We start from the raw sequence: 14493 nt of genomic DNA, 5'->3' as shown, positions 1-14493 counted from the left end.
TAACCGGAGAAGTTCCGTATGCCATTCGAATCGCGCCCATCCGCGCCCAAACGCGTCGCCGTCATCGGCGCCGGAATCTCCGGTCTTGGCGCCGCGCATGCCCTGGCGGATGTGCACCGCGTCACCCTGATCGAGGCGGAGCCGCGTCTCGGCGGACATGCGCGGACCAAGATGGGCGGCAAGCGGGGCGACCAGCCCGTGGATACCGGTTTCATCGTGTTCAACTACGCCAATTACCCAAATCTGGCCCGCGTGTTCGACCGGCTCGACGTGCCGGTGGTGAAATCCGACATGAGCTTCGGCGCCTCGCTGTCGGGCGGGCGGCTGGAATATGGGCTGGCCTCGCTGGGGGCGCTCTTCGCGCAGCGGCGCAACGTCGCCAATCCGCGCTTTCTGCGCATGGTGCGCGACATCTTCCGCTTCAACGCGAAGGCGCTGTCCTCGGCGCAGGACCGCACGCAGAGCCTCGGGGATTTCCTGCAGGATCTGGGTGTCGGGCCGTGGTTCCGCGATTACTACCTCCTGCCCCTGTCGGGAGCGATCTGGTCCACGCCGACGGACAAGATCCTCGATTTTCCAGCCCATGCGCTGGTGCAGTTCTTCGAGAACCACGCACTGCTGAACGCCTATGGCCAGCACCAATGGTACACGGTCGATGGTGGCTCCATCGAATATGTGCGCCGGTTCGAGGCGGCTCTGCGGGTGCAGGGCGTCGAGATGCGCCTCGGCACACCGGTGGACGCCGTGCGCCGGACCGAAAGGGGCGCCGAGGTCAAGCTGCACGGCGCCGAGTGGGAAAGCTTCGACGAGGTCGTCTTCGCCACGCATTCCGACGACACGCTGCGGCTTCTGGCCGATCCGACGCCGGCGGAGCAATCGGCGCTGGGCGCCATCGGCTATCAGCCGAACACGGTCGTGCTGCATGGCGATACCGGGATCATGCCGAAATCGCGCAAGGTCTGGTCGTCGTGGAACTACATCGAGGACACGCCGCGCGCCTTCAACACTATCGACCTGACCTATTGGATGAACTCGCTTCAGCCCATTCCCATGGACGATCTGTGCTTCGTCACGCTCAACTCGACGCGCCCCATCCGCGAGGAGCTGATCTGGGACGAGACGGTCCTGCGCCACCCGGTCTACGACCTGGCAGCACTCGAGGCCCAGGGCCGGGTCGCGGCGATGAACGGAGACAATGCCACCTGGTTCTGCGGCGCATGGATGAAGAACGGCTTCCACGAGGACGGCCTGTCGTCGGGACTCGACGTGGCCGAGGGCATCCTCGGCAAGACCGCGGTGCCGAGCGCCGCGTGACCCACGTCGTCGATCATATCGAGGGCCATACCTGGCACGGGCGGAAGGGCGCGGTGAAGAACGACTTCCGCTACTCTATCGACTATGTCTGCCTCGATGCGGAGGCGCCGGTGCGCGGACCGCGGCTCTTCTCGCGCAATCGCGGCAATGTCCTGTCGGTGCAGGACCGCGATCATGGCGGGCCACCGGGCGCCGGGCGCGGCGCGCTATGGGCCCGCGAGGTGCTCGATCAATACCAGGTCCGGGCAGAAGGGCGGCTCGAGCTCTTGGCGCAGCCGCGCATCCTCGGGCATGTCTTCAACCCGGTGAGTTTCTGGCTCGCCCATGACAAGGACGGCGCCCTCGTCGCGGTGATCGCCGAGGTCACGAACACCTTCGGTGACCGGCATTCCTACCTCGCGGCGCGGTCCGACGGCGGGCCGATCGGTCCGTCCGACCGGCTGACCGCCACGAAAATCTTCCACGTCTCGCCGTTCCAGCCCATCGGTGGCGGCTATGTCTTCCGCTTCGATATCCGCGACGACCGCATCGGCATCTGGATCGATTTCGACATGGATGGCGGCGAAAACGGGGTGATCGCGACGCTGACCGGACCGCGCAAGCCGATGACCACGGGCTCGGCGCTGTGCGCGCTGGCGCGGCGGCCCTTCGGGTCGCGCCGGGTGCTGGCGCTGATCCACTGGCAGGCGCTGAAGCTCTGGTGGAAGGGCGCGCGCTATCGTCCGCGGCCCGAGCCGCCCACGTCCGAGGTGTCCCGTTGAGCGGGTCCCGGGCGCTCAACCTTCCGGGCTATGCGGTCTTTGCGGGCATTCTTTCGGCGGCGGGTCTGCCGATCTACATCCACGCGCCCAAGTTCTACGCCGACAATTACGCCGTGAGCCTCGGGGCGCTGGGCACGATCCTCTTCGCGCTGCGGCTGCTCGACCTGGTGCAGGACCCGACCTTTGGCTGGCTCACGGAAAAGCTGCGGGATGTGCGCGGTCTCGCGGTGGCGACGGCGGCGGTGGTGATGGGGTCGGGCATGATCGGCCTCTTCGCCGTGGCACCGCCCGTCGCACCGGGGCTGTGGTTCGCGATCACGCTGACGATGGTCTTCTCGGCCTTTTCGTTCCTAACCATCACCTTCTATGCGCGCGGGGTCGCCAAGGCCGGCGATCTGGGCGAGCGGGGGCATCTGCGCCTCGCCCGATGGCGCGAGACCGGTGGGCTGCTGGGCATCTGCGTGGCCTCGGTGCTGCCCACCGCCTTCGCGGCGCTGGGCCTGCCGGAATTTGCCGCCTTCTCGCTCGTCTTCGCGGCGCTCTGCCTCGTCGCGGTCTTCCTCATGCGGCAGGAATGGCGCGGCGGCATCGCGGTGCAGAGCCAGGGCTTCGGCGTCATTCTGCGCGACAGCATCACCCGGAAACTGCTGCTCGTGGCGCTCGCCAATGCCGCGCCGGTCGCGGTCACCTCGACGCTGTTCCTGTTCTTCGTGGAAAGCCGGTTGCAGGCGCCGGGCTGGGAAGGGCCGCTCTTGCTGCTGTTCTTCCTCGCCGCTGCCGGGTCCGCACCGTTCTGGTCGCGACTGGCCGAACGGGTCGGGCCGAAACGCACGCTGATGGGCGCGATGGTCGCCGCGATCATCGCCTTTTCCTTCGCGCTGACGCTGCGCGAGGGCGACACGTTTGCCTTCGCAATGATCTGTCTCGCGTCCGGCGCCACGCTCGGGGCGGACCTCACCTTGCTGCCCGCGATCTTCTCGCAGCGGATGGAGCGGATCGCGCCCAACGCCTCCGAAGGCTTCTCTCTCTGGTCCTTCGCGCAGAAATTCACGCTGGCTTTTGCGGCGGTCGCCCTACTTCCCCTGTTGGGAGCCGTTGGCTTCGAGACTGGGAAAGAAAATTCTGCACAAGCGCTTTGGACCCTGAGCCTGCTCTATGCGTTGGTGCCGTGTATCCTGAAACTGATCGCCCTGGCACTGCTCTGGGCGACCCGATTGGAAGAGTGAGGACATGTCGTTTCTGTCCTTCTTTGGCGGTGTTGTCGTATCCCTCGCGGTCGTATGGCTTGTGCGGCGCCGATACGCGTTCGTCGGCCAGAAGCCGGAAGATTACGACAGCAAGAGCCCGGTTTTCGATCTGAAGACGCATCTCAACGGACCCATGGTCTGCGAAGGGATCATCTATGGGCCGCTCGGGCGCGTCGTGTCCCGGTTCGTGGCCGATTTCAGCACCGACTGGGACGGCGATCAGGGAGTGATGAGCGAATCCTTCGTCTATGACAGCGGCGAGACGCAGGAACGGGCCTGGCATCTGACGCTGAACGACGATGGCAGCGTCATCGCCCGCGCCGACGACATCGTCGGGGATGGCCGCGGCCAGCAGACCGGCGCGTCGATGCGGCTGAGTTACCGCATCCGGCTGGCCGAGGATGCCGGGGGTCATGTCCTCGATGTCGTCGACTGGATGTACCTCACGCCGAACGGCACCATCATCAATCGCAGTCAATTCCGCAAATACGGCATCAAGGTCGCCGAGCTTGTCGCGACCATGCGCCGAAAGGAGGCCTCGTGAAGGAATGGAGCGGCAAGCGCTACTGGATCGTCGGCGCAAGCGCGGGCCTCGGGTCTGCGCTCGCGCATCAACTGAGCCGGGTGGGCGCCAAGCTTGTTCTGTCCGCCCGCGACGGTGACGCGCTGCGGGAACTGGCGGATGAATTGCCCGGCCATGCGGAGGTGGTCACCCTCGACATCACCAAGGAGGAGTCCTGCGCCGACGCGGTCGCCACCGTCGGCGACGTCGACGGCATCGTCTTCTGCGCCGGCGTCTACTGGCCCTTCGGCGCCAAGGAATGGGACACCGAAAAGGCCGTCGCGATGGGCGAGGTCAACTATATCGGCGCGATGCGCTTCCTCGGGCATGTCGTGCCGCGCATGGTCGAACGCGATCACGGGCATATCGTGCTGGTCGGCTCGCTCACGGGCTATCGCGGCTTGCCGGGCTCCTTCGCCTATACCTCCTCGAAATCCGCGGTCATGTCGCTGGCCGAGTGCCTGCATGCCGACCTGCGCAAGACCGGGGTGCAGGTGCAGCTTCTGTCGCCCGGCTTCGTGAAGACGCGGCTGACCGAGAAGAACGACTTCAACATGCCGCAGATCATGGAGCCCGAGAAGGCCGCGCGGATCATGTTCGACCACATGAATTCCGACGGCTTCTCGCGCGCCTTCCCGAACCCCTTCGCCTGGGTGTTCAAGATCGGTCAGGTTCTTCCCGACGGGCTCTACTACCGCATCTTCTCGTAACCCGCGCCGCGTCAGCGCAGCGCGCGTCCTTTCAGGATCGCATCCGGCCCAAACCGCGCGCGGATGCGGTCCGTGGCGCGTTCGGCTTCGCTGCGACGCGCGGCATCGGGATCGAGAAGATCGGGCGCGCGGTCGGCCTCATCCGCGGAACAGAGATCCGACAGACCGACGCCCAGCAGGCGATACGCCTCTCTCTGGTCGAGCTGGTCGAAAAGCGCGCGGGCCTCGCGATAGATGCGGTCGGCGATCTGGGTCGGGTCGCGCAGGGCATGCCGCCGCGTGATCAGCGAAAACTTCGCCGTCTTCAGCTTCAGCACGACGACCCGACCGGCAAGATCCTTGGCCTTGGCGCGGTCGGCGACCTTCTCGGCCATGCGCCAGAGATGCCCGTCGAGGATGTCGGGATCGGCAGTGTCCTCGTGAAACGTGGTCTCGTTCGAGATCGACTTCACCGGGTTGCGGGAGGAGACGCGGCGGGCATCCTCGCCCCGGGCGAGATGGTAGAGCCGCGTGCCCATCGACCCGAAGCGCGCGGTCAGGTCGCGCAACTCCCAGCGCAGCAGGTCGTCGAAGGTCCGGATGCCCGCGCGGTCGAGCGCGCTTTGCGTCGCGGCCCCCACGCCCCAGATCATGCGCACGGGCTTTTCGCGCAGGAACGCCTGCGTTTCGCCCTTGCCGATCACTGCAAAGCCGAAGGGCTTGTCGAGATCGGAGGCGACCTTGGCGAGGAACTTGTTATGCGACAGCCCGATGGAGCCGGTGATCCCCAGCTCGTCGCGCATCCGCTTGACCAGCCCCGACAGCATGACTGCGGGCGGATGGCCATGGAGTTTCGCGGTGCCCGACAAATCGAGGAAGGCCTCGTCCAGCGATAATGGCTCCACCGCGGGGGTCAGCGCCTCCATCATGTCGCGGATCGCGCGGCTGATCTCCGCGTAGAGCTGCATGCGCGGCTTGATGATGACCGCGTCGGGGCAGAGCTTCAGCGCCTGGAACATCGGCATGGCCGAGCGCACGCCCTTGATCCGCGCCACGTAACACGCGGTCGACACCACCCCGCGCCGCCCGCCGCCGATGATGACGGGCTTGTCGCCAAGCGCGGGATTGTCGCGCTTTTCGACGGAGGCGTAGAAGGCGTCGCAATCCATATGCGCGATGGACAGATCCCACAGCTCGTCATGCCGCACGACGCGCCGCGACCGACAGGACGGGCAGCGCGGTTCGGTGTCGAACGGGGTGAGGCAATCGCGGCAGAGGGCGGGCATGGTCGATCCACGGACGAATGGATGTATGCTGGTGAACATGTGCAGCGCGGCGCGGGGGATCAACATGGAAGATGCGTTTCATGGCGCAAAGCTGGTCCTGACCCTCGGGGCGGACCTCGTGGTGTTGCGCCGCGATGCGACGCCGGGGCTCGAATTTGCCGGCATGCTCGACCTGCCCGGCGGCGCGCGGCAGGGCAGCGAGACGCCGCGCGCCTGTGCGCTGCGCGAAACCGCGGAGGAAACGGGGCTGTCGCTGCAGGATGACGAGATCAGCGGGGCCATGGCGCGGCAGGACGGGCGCGGCGTCGCGTGGTTCTTCCGGGTGGCCCTGCCCGCTGAGCGCCGGGCGGATCTGCGCAAGGGGCTTGAAGGTCAGGCGCTGATGCTGATGGCACCGGAGACCTTCGTGACCTCGGACGAGGCCATCCCGCATTTCCGGCAGGTGGTCGCGCGGATGCTGGGGCTGCCCAGCGAAAAGAAGGTGTGAGTGGAAAGCCCCGGGCCGCCAGAGGCGGACATGAAAATGCCGGGACCGAGGGGAAGGCTCGGTCCCGGCGGGAGGAGGTCGAGGGACAGGGAAGTGACCTCCAAGGGAACATGGACGTAACGCCGATCAGGCGGCCTTGTTCCGCACGAATGCAAAAAAGTCCTTCGTTTTTTCGAATAGGTCCGTCGCCGGTCCGGCGCGCGTCGCGGAGGCCGGACCGGCCGCCTCAAGCAGGACCGATTTCAGCCCGTTATCCCCGGCATCGGCCAGTGCGGCATTGGCCAGAAGGCCGCGACGGACCAGCGCTTCAGGCGCGGTAAGGGGCGCGGGATAATGCGCCGGACGACGGATTTCGCCATGTTCGGTGTTGAAGATCACGACCGCTTCGAAGGCTTCTTCGGCGGCGTTGTAGCGGACCGGTCCGAGTTCGGTTCGAGTCGACTGCATTTCTGCCTCGCTTTGTTGCTTGCACAAACAACGCGGGGCTTGTGGATAAGTTTCGCCGTGATTCAAAAGGTCGCAGGTCAGGGCAGCTCGGCGAGGATTTCCCGGGCCGCGCCGCGCGGATCGCTCGCCTGCCAGACGGGGCGGCCGACGACGATATGATCGGCGCCGCTTTCGATGGCATGCGCGGGCGTCGCCACCCGTTTCTGATCGCCAAGCGCGGCCCCGGCGGGACGCACGCCCGGGGTCACGATCAGGCGGTCAAGGGCACCGGGCAGCGCGCGGATGCGGGCGGCTTCCTGCGGCGAGGCGATGACGCCGTCCGCCCCGGCCTCGAGCGCGCGGCCCGCCCGTTCCTCGACCATGTCTGCCAGCGTGCCGGCCTGCATCATGCAATCGTCGAGATCGGCGCGGTCGAGCGAGGTGAGGATCGTCACCGCAAGGATCTTCGTGTCGGTCCCGGACGCGCCCTCCATCGCGGCGCGCACCACATGCGGGTCGCCATGCACGGTCAGGAAGTCGATATCGAACTGCGCGAGCCCGCGCACCGCGTTCTCCACCGTCTGGCCGATATCGAAGAGCTTCATGTCGAGGAAGATGCGCTTGCCGTGCTCCTGCTTCAGCTCGTTGGCGAGCGCCAGCCCGCCGCCGGTGAGCATGCCGAGCCCGATCTTGTAGAAACCGACCTGCGGGCCGATGGCCTCGGCCAGTTTCAGACCCGTCAGGGCATCGGCGACGTCGAGGGCGACGATCAGGCGGTCATCGGACATGGGGCGCACACTCCTCTGGGCGTTTCAGACGGGCCTACCCCCAGTCCGGGCCAAGATCCACCGCCGCGCGCGACGGGCGGTGAAAAAACGGATGTTGCATTCTTGCATCACGAAAATGTGCCCCCATTTCTTGACCAGAGGCTCCGCGAAAAGGTGTGCCGCCTGTCGGGCACCGCATTGGATGGGGCGCTTGCAAAAAGGAGAGATCCCATGAACTTGGAGAAGTTCACGGAACGCGCACGAGGGTTCATTCAAGCTGCGCAGACCATCGCGATGCGCGAAAGCCATCAGCGCATTACCCCCGAACATTTGCTGAAAGCCCTGCTGGATGACGACCAGGGCCTCGCATCCAACCTGATCACCCGTGCCGGGGGCGCGCCGGAGCGCGTGCGCCAGGCGCTCGATCTGGCCATGGGCAAATTGCCCAAGGTGTCGGGCGATGCCGGGCAGGTCTTTCTCGATTCCGCCACGGGCCGGGTTCTGGACGAGGCCGAGAAGCTCGCCACCAAGGCCGGCGACAGCTTCGTGCCGGTCGAGCGCATGCTGACCGCGCTCGCCATGGTGAAAAGCCCTGCCAAGGACGCGCTCGATGCGGGCGCAGTGTCGGCGCAATCGCTCAACGCGGCGATCAACGACATCCGCAAGGGCCGGACAGCCGACAGCGCCAACGCCGAGGAAGGCTACGACGCGCTGAAGAAATACGCGCTCGATCTGACCGAACGCGCCGAGCAGGGCAAGATCGACCCGATCATCGGCCGCGACGAGGAGATTCGCCGCGCCATGCAGATCCTGTCGCGCCGCACCAAGAACAACCCGGTCCTGATCGGTGAGCCGGGCGTCGGCAAGACGGCCATCGCCGAGGGCTTGGCCCTGCGCATCGTCGATGGCGACGTGCCGGAATCCTTGCGCAACAAGCGGCTGATGGCGCTCGACATGGGCGCGCTCATCGCCGGTGCGAAATATCGCGGCGAGTTCGAGGAGCGGCTGAAAGCCATCCTCAAGGAGATCGAGGCTGCGGCCGGTGAAATCATCCTCTTCATCGACGAGATGCACACGCTTGTGGGTGCCGGGAAGGCGGACGGCGCGATGGATGCGTCGAACCTCTTGAAACCGGCGCTGGCCCGGGGTGAGTTGCACTGTATCGGTGCCACCACGCTCGACGAATACCGCAAGCACGTGGAAAAGGATGCGGCCCTTGCCCGCCGGTTCCAGCCGCTCATGGTGCAGGAGCCGACCGAGGAAGACACCGTATCGATCCTGCGGGGCATCAAGGAAAAGTACGAACTGCATCACGGCGTCCGGATCACCGATTCCGCGCTGGTTGCCGCCGCGCAGCTGTCGCATCGCTACATCACCGACCGGTTCCTGCCCGACAAGGCCATCGACCTGATGGACGAGGCGGCGTCGCGTCTGCGCATGGCGGTGGACAGCAAGCCCGAAGAGCTCGACCAGCTCGACCGGCAGATCCTGCAGCTTCAGATCGAGCAGGAAGCGCTGAAGAAAGAGGACGACGCGGCCTCCAAGGATCGGCTGGCCAAGCTCGAGAAGGACCTCGCCGACCTGCAGGAGCGTTCCTCTGAATTGACCGCCAAATGGCAGTCCGAGCGCGACAAGCTGTCGAAATCCCGCGAGCTGAAAGAGCAGCTGGACCGCGCCCGCGCGGATCTGGAGATCGCCAAGCGGAACGGTGATCTGGCAAAGGCCGGAGAGCTGTCCTACGGGGTGATCCCCGGGCTCGAGAAGGAACTCGCCGAGGCCGAGGGCGCGGAAGAGGACGTCATGGTCGAAGAGGCCGTGCGGCCTGAGCAGATCGCCCAGGTGGTCGAGCGCTGGACCGGCATCCCGACCTCTAAGATGCTGGAAGGCGAGCGCGAGAAGCTCCTGCGCATGGAAGACGGCCTGCACAAGCGGGTCATCGGCCAGAACCAGGCGGTGCATGCCGTGGCCAACGCGGTACGCCGGGCGCGCGCAGGGCTCAACGACGAGAACCGTCCGCTCGGATCGTTCCTGTTCCTCGGCCCCACCGGCGTCGGCAAGACCGAGCTCACGAAGGCTGTCGCGGAGTTCCTCTTCGACGACGACAACGCGATGGTGCGCATCGACATGTCGGAGTTCATGGAGAAGCACGCGGTCGCCCGTCTGATCGGCGCGCCTCCGGGCTATGTGGGCTACGACGAGGGCGGCGTTCTGACCGAAGCCGTGCGGCGGCGCCCCTACCAGGTGGTGCTGTTCGACGAGGTCGAGAAGGCCCATCCGGACGTGTTCAACGTGCTCTTGCAGGTGCTCGATGACGGCGTTCTGACCGACGGTCAGGGCCGCACCGTGGACTTCAAGCAGACGCTGATCGTGCTGACCTCGAACCTCGGCAGCCAGGCGTTGAGCCAGATGCCCGACGGTGCCGATAGCGGCAAGGCCAAGCAGGACGTGATGGATGCGGTCCGGGCGCATTTCCGGCCGGAATTCCTGAACCGCCTCGACGAGACGATCATCTTCGACCGTCTCAAGCGCGAGGACATGGCCGGGATCGTCGAGATCCAGCTGTCGCGGCTGATGAAGCGGCTCGCGAGCCGGAAGATCGGGCTCGAGCTGGACGATGCGGCCAAGACCTGGCTCGCCGAAGAGGGTTACGATCCGGTCTTCGGGGCCCGTCCGCTTAAGCGTGTGATCCAGCGCACCTTGCAGGACCCGCTCGCGGAGATGCTGCTTGCGGGGGATATCCCCGACGGGACCACGATCCCGGTCAGCGCCGGGGTCGACGGTCTGATCATCGGGGACAAGGTCGCCGCGTCGAACCGGCCCCGTCCGGACGACGCCGTGGTCCACTAAGCCCGGCAAGACGGACAGAGAACGCGCCCCGTGGGACATTTTCCCGCGGGGCGTTTTGATTCCGCTGCCGGATTAAGCGTTTCGGCACGGCGTGGCGGAAAGAGTCGTAAATAGCGTCGGAGTGGCACAGGAATGGAGTCAGCGGTTCCACGAGAATCGGCTAGGCTCGGACGCATAGTCCCGAGTGCACGACCATTTCATTTCAGCCATTCCGAGAATTGTCTCATGTCCCGAAGATACTTCCGCTGTTCGACATGCGAACACCGTCTGCGCTTCAACACGAGCCATTGCAGCATCTGCGCGTCACCGACACCCTGGATGAATCGGCTGCCGGTGATCCTTCTGTGCGTGGCCGCCTGCGCGACGCTCGTCTTCGGCGTATCGCGCGCGATCATCTGAGCCGCGGGGCGGAACCTGCAAGGCGGGGCGCCTGCGTTCAGGGCATCAGGACGGAGTCGATGCGGTGGATCACGCCGTTCGACGCCATGATATCGGCCTGCGTGACCGTGGCTCCGTCGACCCGGACGCCATGGGTGCCGTCGATATCGACATTGCTGCCTTCCACGGTCGCGACCGACAGGGTCTGACCGGCCAGCTGATCCGAGGTCACCGCGCCCGGCACCACGTGATAGGTCAGGATCGACACGAGCGTGTCGCGGTTCTCCGGCAGCAGAAGCGTCTCGACGGTGCCTGCGGGCAGCTTGGCGAAGGCGGTGTCGGTGGGGGCGAAGACGGTGAACGGACCGTCGCCCTGCAACGTCTCCACGAGGTCCGCGGCCGTCACGGCGGCGACAAGCGTGGAGAACTGGTCGTTCGTGGACAGCACGCCGACGATATCGGGCTGGCTCGTCGTGGCCATGGGTGAACAGGCGGCCAATGCGGTCAATCCGGTGGCGGCGGCGAGGGTCATCAAGCTACGGCGGTTCATCGAGTTTCTCCCTTCAGGTCAGATACAAAAGAATGGGGCGCGGACATCCCGCGCCCCGCTCCGGCTTACATGTCGGGCATGATCACCTGGTCGATGACATGGATGACGCCGTTCGACGCCTCGATGTCCGCGGTGGTGACGGTCGCGCCGTCGACCATGACGGTGCCGCCATCGATCGAGATCTCGACGGTGCCGCCCTGGACGGTCTCGGCTTCCATGCCGTCGGACAGATCGCCCGACATCACGGCGCCCGGGACCACGTGGTAGGTCAGGATCGCGGTCAGCTGATCGAGGTTCTCCTCCATCAGCAGGGTTTCGACCGTGCCCTCGGGCAGCGCCGCGAAGGCGTCGTCGGTGGGCGCGAAGACGGTGAACGGACCTTCGCCTTCCAGCGTCTCGGTCAGGCCGGCCGCGTCGATGGCAGCGGCGAGCGTTGTGAAGCTGCCTGCCTCGGTCGCGGTCTCGAGGATGGTCATCTTCTCGGCATGCTCGGCAGCGAAGGCGGTCGTCGCGCTGGCTGCGGCGGCAAGGGTCAGGGCAAGATAGGTTCTGCGAAGCATCAAGCTCTCCTAGGGTTCGATTTCGGATGCACATTCTGCGCACCTGACCGAGATAAGAGGGCGCGCGCGGCGCAATTCACCTAACGTTAACGCGAACAGGCGAAAACCCGCGCTTGACCGGAACGCAGCGCGGCCTAAGCGCGAAGAGCTTGATTTTCCGACTGATAATTTCGTTATCGGCGGAAAGGCGCGCGGCCGTCAGTCCAAGCCGATGGCGGTGCGCGCGATGTAATCCAGAAGGTCCTCGACCTCCTTCATCGGCCCCTCGGGGAAGCGCTGAAACCCGATCGTGGTCACGTCCGAGCGGTCATCGGTCACCATGACGAAGATGTCGTAGGGACAATAGGCGATATTGAGGGGGTCGGCCTCCATCATCTTGCGCGACACGATGGCCGAGCAGAACGAGAAGACCTGCGCATTGCGGTAGATGACCACGTCGGAGCCGACATCCGTGCGGGTCCGTTCCAGCATGTCGCCGACCGAATGGACGCTGTCGACCACAAGCCCCTGTCCGAGGATCGCGTTTTCCAGCCCGAACACCACATCGTCGAAGCTTTGCGCCGTCTCGTAGGAGATGATGTCGTTCGCCTGGGCCATTCCACCCAGCACCGTGAACGCGATGGTCGTCAGCCGCATGGGCATGCTCCTGCTGCGCGGTCATCCCGCTGCATCTTCTTTATGCACCCGCCGCGGCGCCGCGGCAATCTTTGATGAATCGCCGCGGCATGGATCGCGGTTCGTTACAAAAAGCCACGGACATTTGACGCGCCTTCATTTGGTCCTGCCCGGCGATGCGCCTACCTAGGAAGCAACGCAGACAAGGAGAGCGGAAACGCCATGGCCCATCGCTGGACAAATGACATGACACGGGCGGACGCGACGCCCGAGCGGATGTTCCTCAACCGCCGCCAGATCATCGCCGGCCTTGCCGCGGGCACCATGTTGGGGGGCCTTCCGGGAAACGCGCGCGCGCAGGATGCGCTCGAGCCCAATTCCTGGGAAGAGATCACCAGCTACAACAACTATTATGAGTTCGGCACCGGCAAGGACGATCCGGCACGCTACGCGGATCAGCTGACGACCGAGCCCTGGTCGGTGACCATCGACGGTCTCGTGGACCGCCCGGGCGAGTACGCGTTTCAGGACATCATGTCGGAGATGACCATCGAAGAGCGCATCTACCGCTTCCGCTGCGTCGAGGCGTGGTCGATGGTCGTGCCGTGGAACGGGTTCGAGCTGGCCGATCTTCTGGACATGGCCGGGGTGCAGGACGGCGCGCGCTACGTGGCCTTCGAAACCCTGTTGCGTCCCTCCGAAATGCCGGGTGTCGCGCGGTCGGTCCTGGACTGGCCCTATGTGGAAGGCCTGCGCCTCGACGAGGCGCGGCATCCGCTGACGCTGATGGCCACCGGCATCTATGGCCGGCCGATCCCCAACCAGAACGGCGCGCCGCTGCGCCTGGTGGTGCCGTGGAAGTACGGCTTCAAGTCGATCAAGTCGATCGTGCGCATCACGCTCACCGAAGACGAGCCGCCCACGAGCTGGAACAAGGCCAATCCGCGTGAATACGGGTTCTATTCCAACGTGAATCCCGACGTGGATCATCCCCGCTGGAGCCAAGCGACCGAACGCGAGATCGGGGGCGGTCTGTTTTCGAAGCGCAAGCCCACGCTCATGTTCAACGGCTACGAAGACGAGGTCGCCGCGCTCTACGAGGGCATGGACCTGTCGGTGAACTTCTGATGAATCCGGTGGACCGCCTGAACGGATGGGCGCGACGGCTGCCGGTCTGGGCGGTCTACCTGATCTGCGCGCTGCCCGCGCCCTATCTCTTCTATCTCGGCCTCACGGGCGGCCTCGGCGTCGAACCGATCGAGGCGCTGGAACACGAATACGGCGAGATCGCCCTGCAATTCCTCATCGCCGGGCTCTGCATCACGCCGCTGCGGCGGCGTCTCGGGGTGAACCTGATGCGGTTCCGCCGGGCGATCGGGCTTCTCGCCTTCTTCTACCTCACGCTGCACCTTCTGGTCTGGTTGGTGCTCGACGTGCAGATCCTGAGCCAGATCTGGGCCGATATCCTGAAGCGGCCCTACATCACCGTGGGCATGGCGGGGTTCCTCATGCTGGTGCCGCTGGCGCTGACCTCGAACAATTGGTCGGTGCGCAAGCTGGGGCCGCGCTGGCGGCAATTGCACAAGCTGGTCTATGCCGCCGCACTTCTTGGCGGGCTTCACTTCGTGATGCTGCGCAAGGGATTCCAGCTCGAACCGCTGATCTATCTCGCGGTGATCGCCGTTCTGCTGCTGATGCGACTCGATTGGCGGGCGATTCCGCGGCTGAATCGGGCCTGATCGCACCGTCCTGGTACGATCCTCGCAGACCTTCTCCGGGACGGCGGGCAAAGGGCGCATTCTCGGGGAATAAGATTGCGTATTGACGCGGGGTCGGCGAAAGAATTTTGCCCCAACCGGCTGAAAATACAGAAAAATCGGGGATTCTGGAAAAAATGCGATTTTCTTCGATTTTCCGCTTGCGGGTTTTGATTGGTAGCCGTAGAAGCCCCTTCACCGGCGGCGCTGAGGCGCGGTTGGGACGCCAGACGGGGCGGCGCTGAGG

16 protein-coding genes are annotated in these 14493 nt (G+C 65.3%); 9 read left to right on the top strand and 7 right to left on the bottom strand.

The window, feature by feature from the left end; genetic code table 11:
- Positions 1-18: 18 nt before the first annotated feature.
- The 5 genes from BW990_RS00075 to BW990_RS00055 are packed head-to-tail and all read left to right on the top strand — an operon-like array spanning position 19 to position 4594.
- Entirely contained in the window at positions 19-1314 is a 1296-nt protein-coding gene (locus BW990_RS00075) for an NAD(P)/FAD-dependent oxidoreductase (protein ID WP_076443770.1), read from the top strand.
- On the top strand, positions 1311-2075 hold the full coding sequence (locus tag BW990_RS00070; protein WP_076443768.1) for a DUF1365 domain-containing protein: 765 nt from the start codon (positions 1311-1313) through the stop codon (positions 2073-2075). The genes BW990_RS00075 and BW990_RS00070 overlap by 4 nt, the downstream gene beginning before the upstream one ends.
- Entirely contained in the window at positions 2072-3301 is a 1230-nt protein-coding gene (locus tag BW990_RS00065) for an MFS transporter (protein ID WP_076443766.1), read from the top strand. Before BW990_RS00070 ends, BW990_RS00065 begins: the two co-directional genes overlap by 4 nt.
- Before the next feature lie 4 nt (positions 3302-3305).
- Positions 3306-3866, top strand: a complete 561-nt coding sequence (locus tag BW990_RS00060; RefSeq protein WP_076443764.1) for a DUF3833 domain-containing protein — start codon at positions 3306-3308, stop codon at positions 3864-3866.
- A complete protein-coding gene (locus tag BW990_RS00055; protein ID WP_076443762.1) occupies positions 3863-4594 on the top strand; it encodes an SDR family NAD(P)-dependent oxidoreductase in 732 nt (243 codons plus the stop codon). The genes BW990_RS00060 and BW990_RS00055 overlap by 4 nt, the downstream gene beginning before the upstream one ends.
- Positions 4595-4605: 11 nt before the next feature.
- Here the strand turns inward: BW990_RS00055 and BW990_RS00050 are convergent, their stop codons facing one another.
- Entirely contained in the window at positions 4606-5859 is a 1254-nt protein-coding gene (locus BW990_RS00050; RefSeq protein WP_076443760.1) for a DNA polymerase IV, read from the bottom strand.
- A 64-nt stretch (positions 5860-5923) separates the two neighbouring features.
- Here BW990_RS00050 and BW990_RS00045 point away from each other — a divergent pair, with 64 nt between their 5' ends.
- Positions 5924-6346: an NUDIX domain-containing protein gene (locus BW990_RS00045; protein ID WP_076445040.1), complete on the top strand. Its 423-nt coding sequence runs from the start codon at positions 5924-5926 to the stop codon at positions 6344-6346.
- Between the two features lie 126 nt (positions 6347-6472).
- Here the strand turns inward: BW990_RS00045 and BW990_RS00040 are convergent, their stop codons facing one another.
- The gene (locus BW990_RS00040) at positions 6473-6859 is read right to left on the bottom strand and encodes a hypothetical protein (RefSeq protein WP_143526028.1); all 387 of its coding nucleotides are present in this window, start codon (positions 6857-6859) and stop codon (positions 6473-6475) included.
- An 11-nt stretch (positions 6860-6870) separates the two neighbouring features.
- Positions 6871-7560 (bottom strand): orotidine-5'-phosphate decarboxylase, encoded by a 690-nt coding sequence (gene pyrF, locus BW990_RS00035; RefSeq protein ID WP_076443756.1) that lies wholly within the window; start codon positions 7558-7560, stop codon positions 6871-6873.
- 210 nt (positions 7561-7770) lie between these two features.
- On the opposite strand from pyrF, the gene clpB reads away from it, so the two are divergent.
- The gene (gene clpB, locus BW990_RS00030; protein ID WP_076443754.1) at positions 7771-10386 is read left to right on the top strand and encodes an ATP-dependent chaperone ClpB; all 2616 of its coding nucleotides are present in this window, start codon (positions 7771-7773) and stop codon (positions 10384-10386) included.
- Between the two features lie 197 nt (positions 10387-10583).
- Here the strand turns inward: clpB and BW990_RS21185 are convergent, their stop codons facing one another.
- From BW990_RS21185 to BW990_RS00015, 4 genes are all read right to left on the bottom strand, one after another.
- On the bottom strand, positions 10584-10781 hold the full coding sequence (locus BW990_RS21185; protein ID WP_143526027.1) for a hypothetical protein: 198 nt from the start codon (positions 10779-10781) through the stop codon (positions 10584-10586).
- Between the two features lie 41 nt (positions 10782-10822).
- The gene (locus tag BW990_RS00025; protein ID WP_076443752.1) at positions 10823-11314 is read right to left on the bottom strand and encodes a fasciclin domain-containing protein; all 492 of its coding nucleotides are present in this window, start codon (positions 11312-11314) and stop codon (positions 10823-10825) included.
- 65 nt (positions 11315-11379) lie between these two features.
- Complete coding sequence (locus BW990_RS00020) at positions 11380-11874, bottom strand: fasciclin domain-containing protein (RefSeq protein WP_076443750.1); 495 nt, start codon at positions 11872-11874, stop codon at positions 11380-11382.
- A 198-nt stretch (positions 11875-12072) separates the two neighbouring features.
- The gene (locus tag BW990_RS00015; protein WP_076443748.1) at positions 12073-12510 is read right to left on the bottom strand and encodes a DUF302 domain-containing protein; all 438 of its coding nucleotides are present in this window, start codon (positions 12508-12510) and stop codon (positions 12073-12075) included.
- A gap of 201 nt (positions 12511-12711) precedes the next feature.
- Between BW990_RS00015 and msrP the strand changes: the two genes are divergently transcribed.
- Positions 12712-13617: a protein-methionine-sulfoxide reductase catalytic subunit MsrP gene (gene msrP, locus BW990_RS00010; RefSeq protein ID WP_076443746.1), complete on the top strand. Its 906-nt coding sequence runs from the start codon at positions 12712-12714 to the stop codon at positions 13615-13617.
- A complete protein-coding gene (msrQ, locus tag BW990_RS00005; protein ID WP_076443744.1) occupies positions 13617-14228 on the top strand; it encodes a protein-methionine-sulfoxide reductase heme-binding subunit MsrQ in 612 nt (203 codons plus the stop codon). The genes msrP and msrQ overlap by 1 nt, the downstream gene beginning before the upstream one ends.
- Positions 14229-14493 lie beyond the last annotated feature (265 nt).

Source organism: Roseivivax lentus (assembly GCF_900156805.1).
In the GTDB taxonomy this organism is placed as follows: domain Bacteria; phylum Pseudomonadota; class Alphaproteobacteria; order Rhodobacterales; family Rhodobacteraceae; genus Roseivivax; species Roseivivax lentus.
This window is presented reverse-complemented; position numbering and strand designations above follow the sequence as displayed.

Excerpts from the sequence above, each read along its gene's own strand:
- BW990_RS00075 (WP_076443770.1), top strand. The coding sequence starts at position 19 with ATGCCATTCGAATCGCGCCCATCCGCGCCCAAACGCGTCGCCGTCATC.
- BW990_RS00060 (WP_076443764.1), top strand. The coding sequence starts at position 3,306 with ATGTCGTTTCTGTCCTTCTTTGGCGGTGTTGTCGTATCCCTCGCGGTC.
- BW990_RS00050 (WP_076443760.1), bottom strand. The coding sequence starts at position 5,859 with ATGCCCGCCCTCTGCCGCGATTGCCTCACCCCGTTCGACACCGAACCG.
- BW990_RS00045 (WP_076445040.1), top strand. The coding sequence starts at position 5,924 with ATGGAAGATGCGTTTCATGGCGCAAAGCTGGTCCTGACCCTCGGGGCG.
- pyrF (WP_076443756.1), bottom strand. The coding sequence starts at position 7,560 with ATGTCCGATGACCGCCTGATCGTCGCCCTCGACGTCGCCGATGCCCTG.
- clpB (WP_076443754.1), top strand. The coding sequence starts at position 7,771 with ATGAACTTGGAGAAGTTCACGGAACGCGCACGAGGGTTCATTCAAGCT.
- BW990_RS21185 (WP_143526027.1), bottom strand. The coding sequence starts at position 10,781 with ATGATCGCGCGCGATACGCCGAAGACGAGCGTCGCGCAGGCGGCCACG.
- BW990_RS00025 (WP_076443752.1), bottom strand. The coding sequence starts at position 11,314 with ATGAACCGCCGTAGCTTGATGACCCTCGCCGCCGCCACCGGATTGACC.
- BW990_RS00020 (WP_076443750.1), bottom strand. The coding sequence starts at position 11,874 with ATGCTTCGCAGAACCTATCTTGCCCTGACCCTTGCCGCCGCAGCCAGC.
- BW990_RS00015 (WP_076443748.1), bottom strand. The coding sequence starts at position 12,510 with ATGCGGCTGACGACCATCGCGTTCACGGTGCTGGGTGGAATGGCCCAG.
- msrP (WP_076443746.1), top strand. The coding sequence starts at position 12,712 with ATGGCCCATCGCTGGACAAATGACATGACACGGGCGGACGCGACGCCC.
- msrQ (WP_076443744.1), top strand. The coding sequence starts at position 13,617 with ATGAATCCGGTGGACCGCCTGAACGGATGGGCGCGACGGCTGCCGGTC.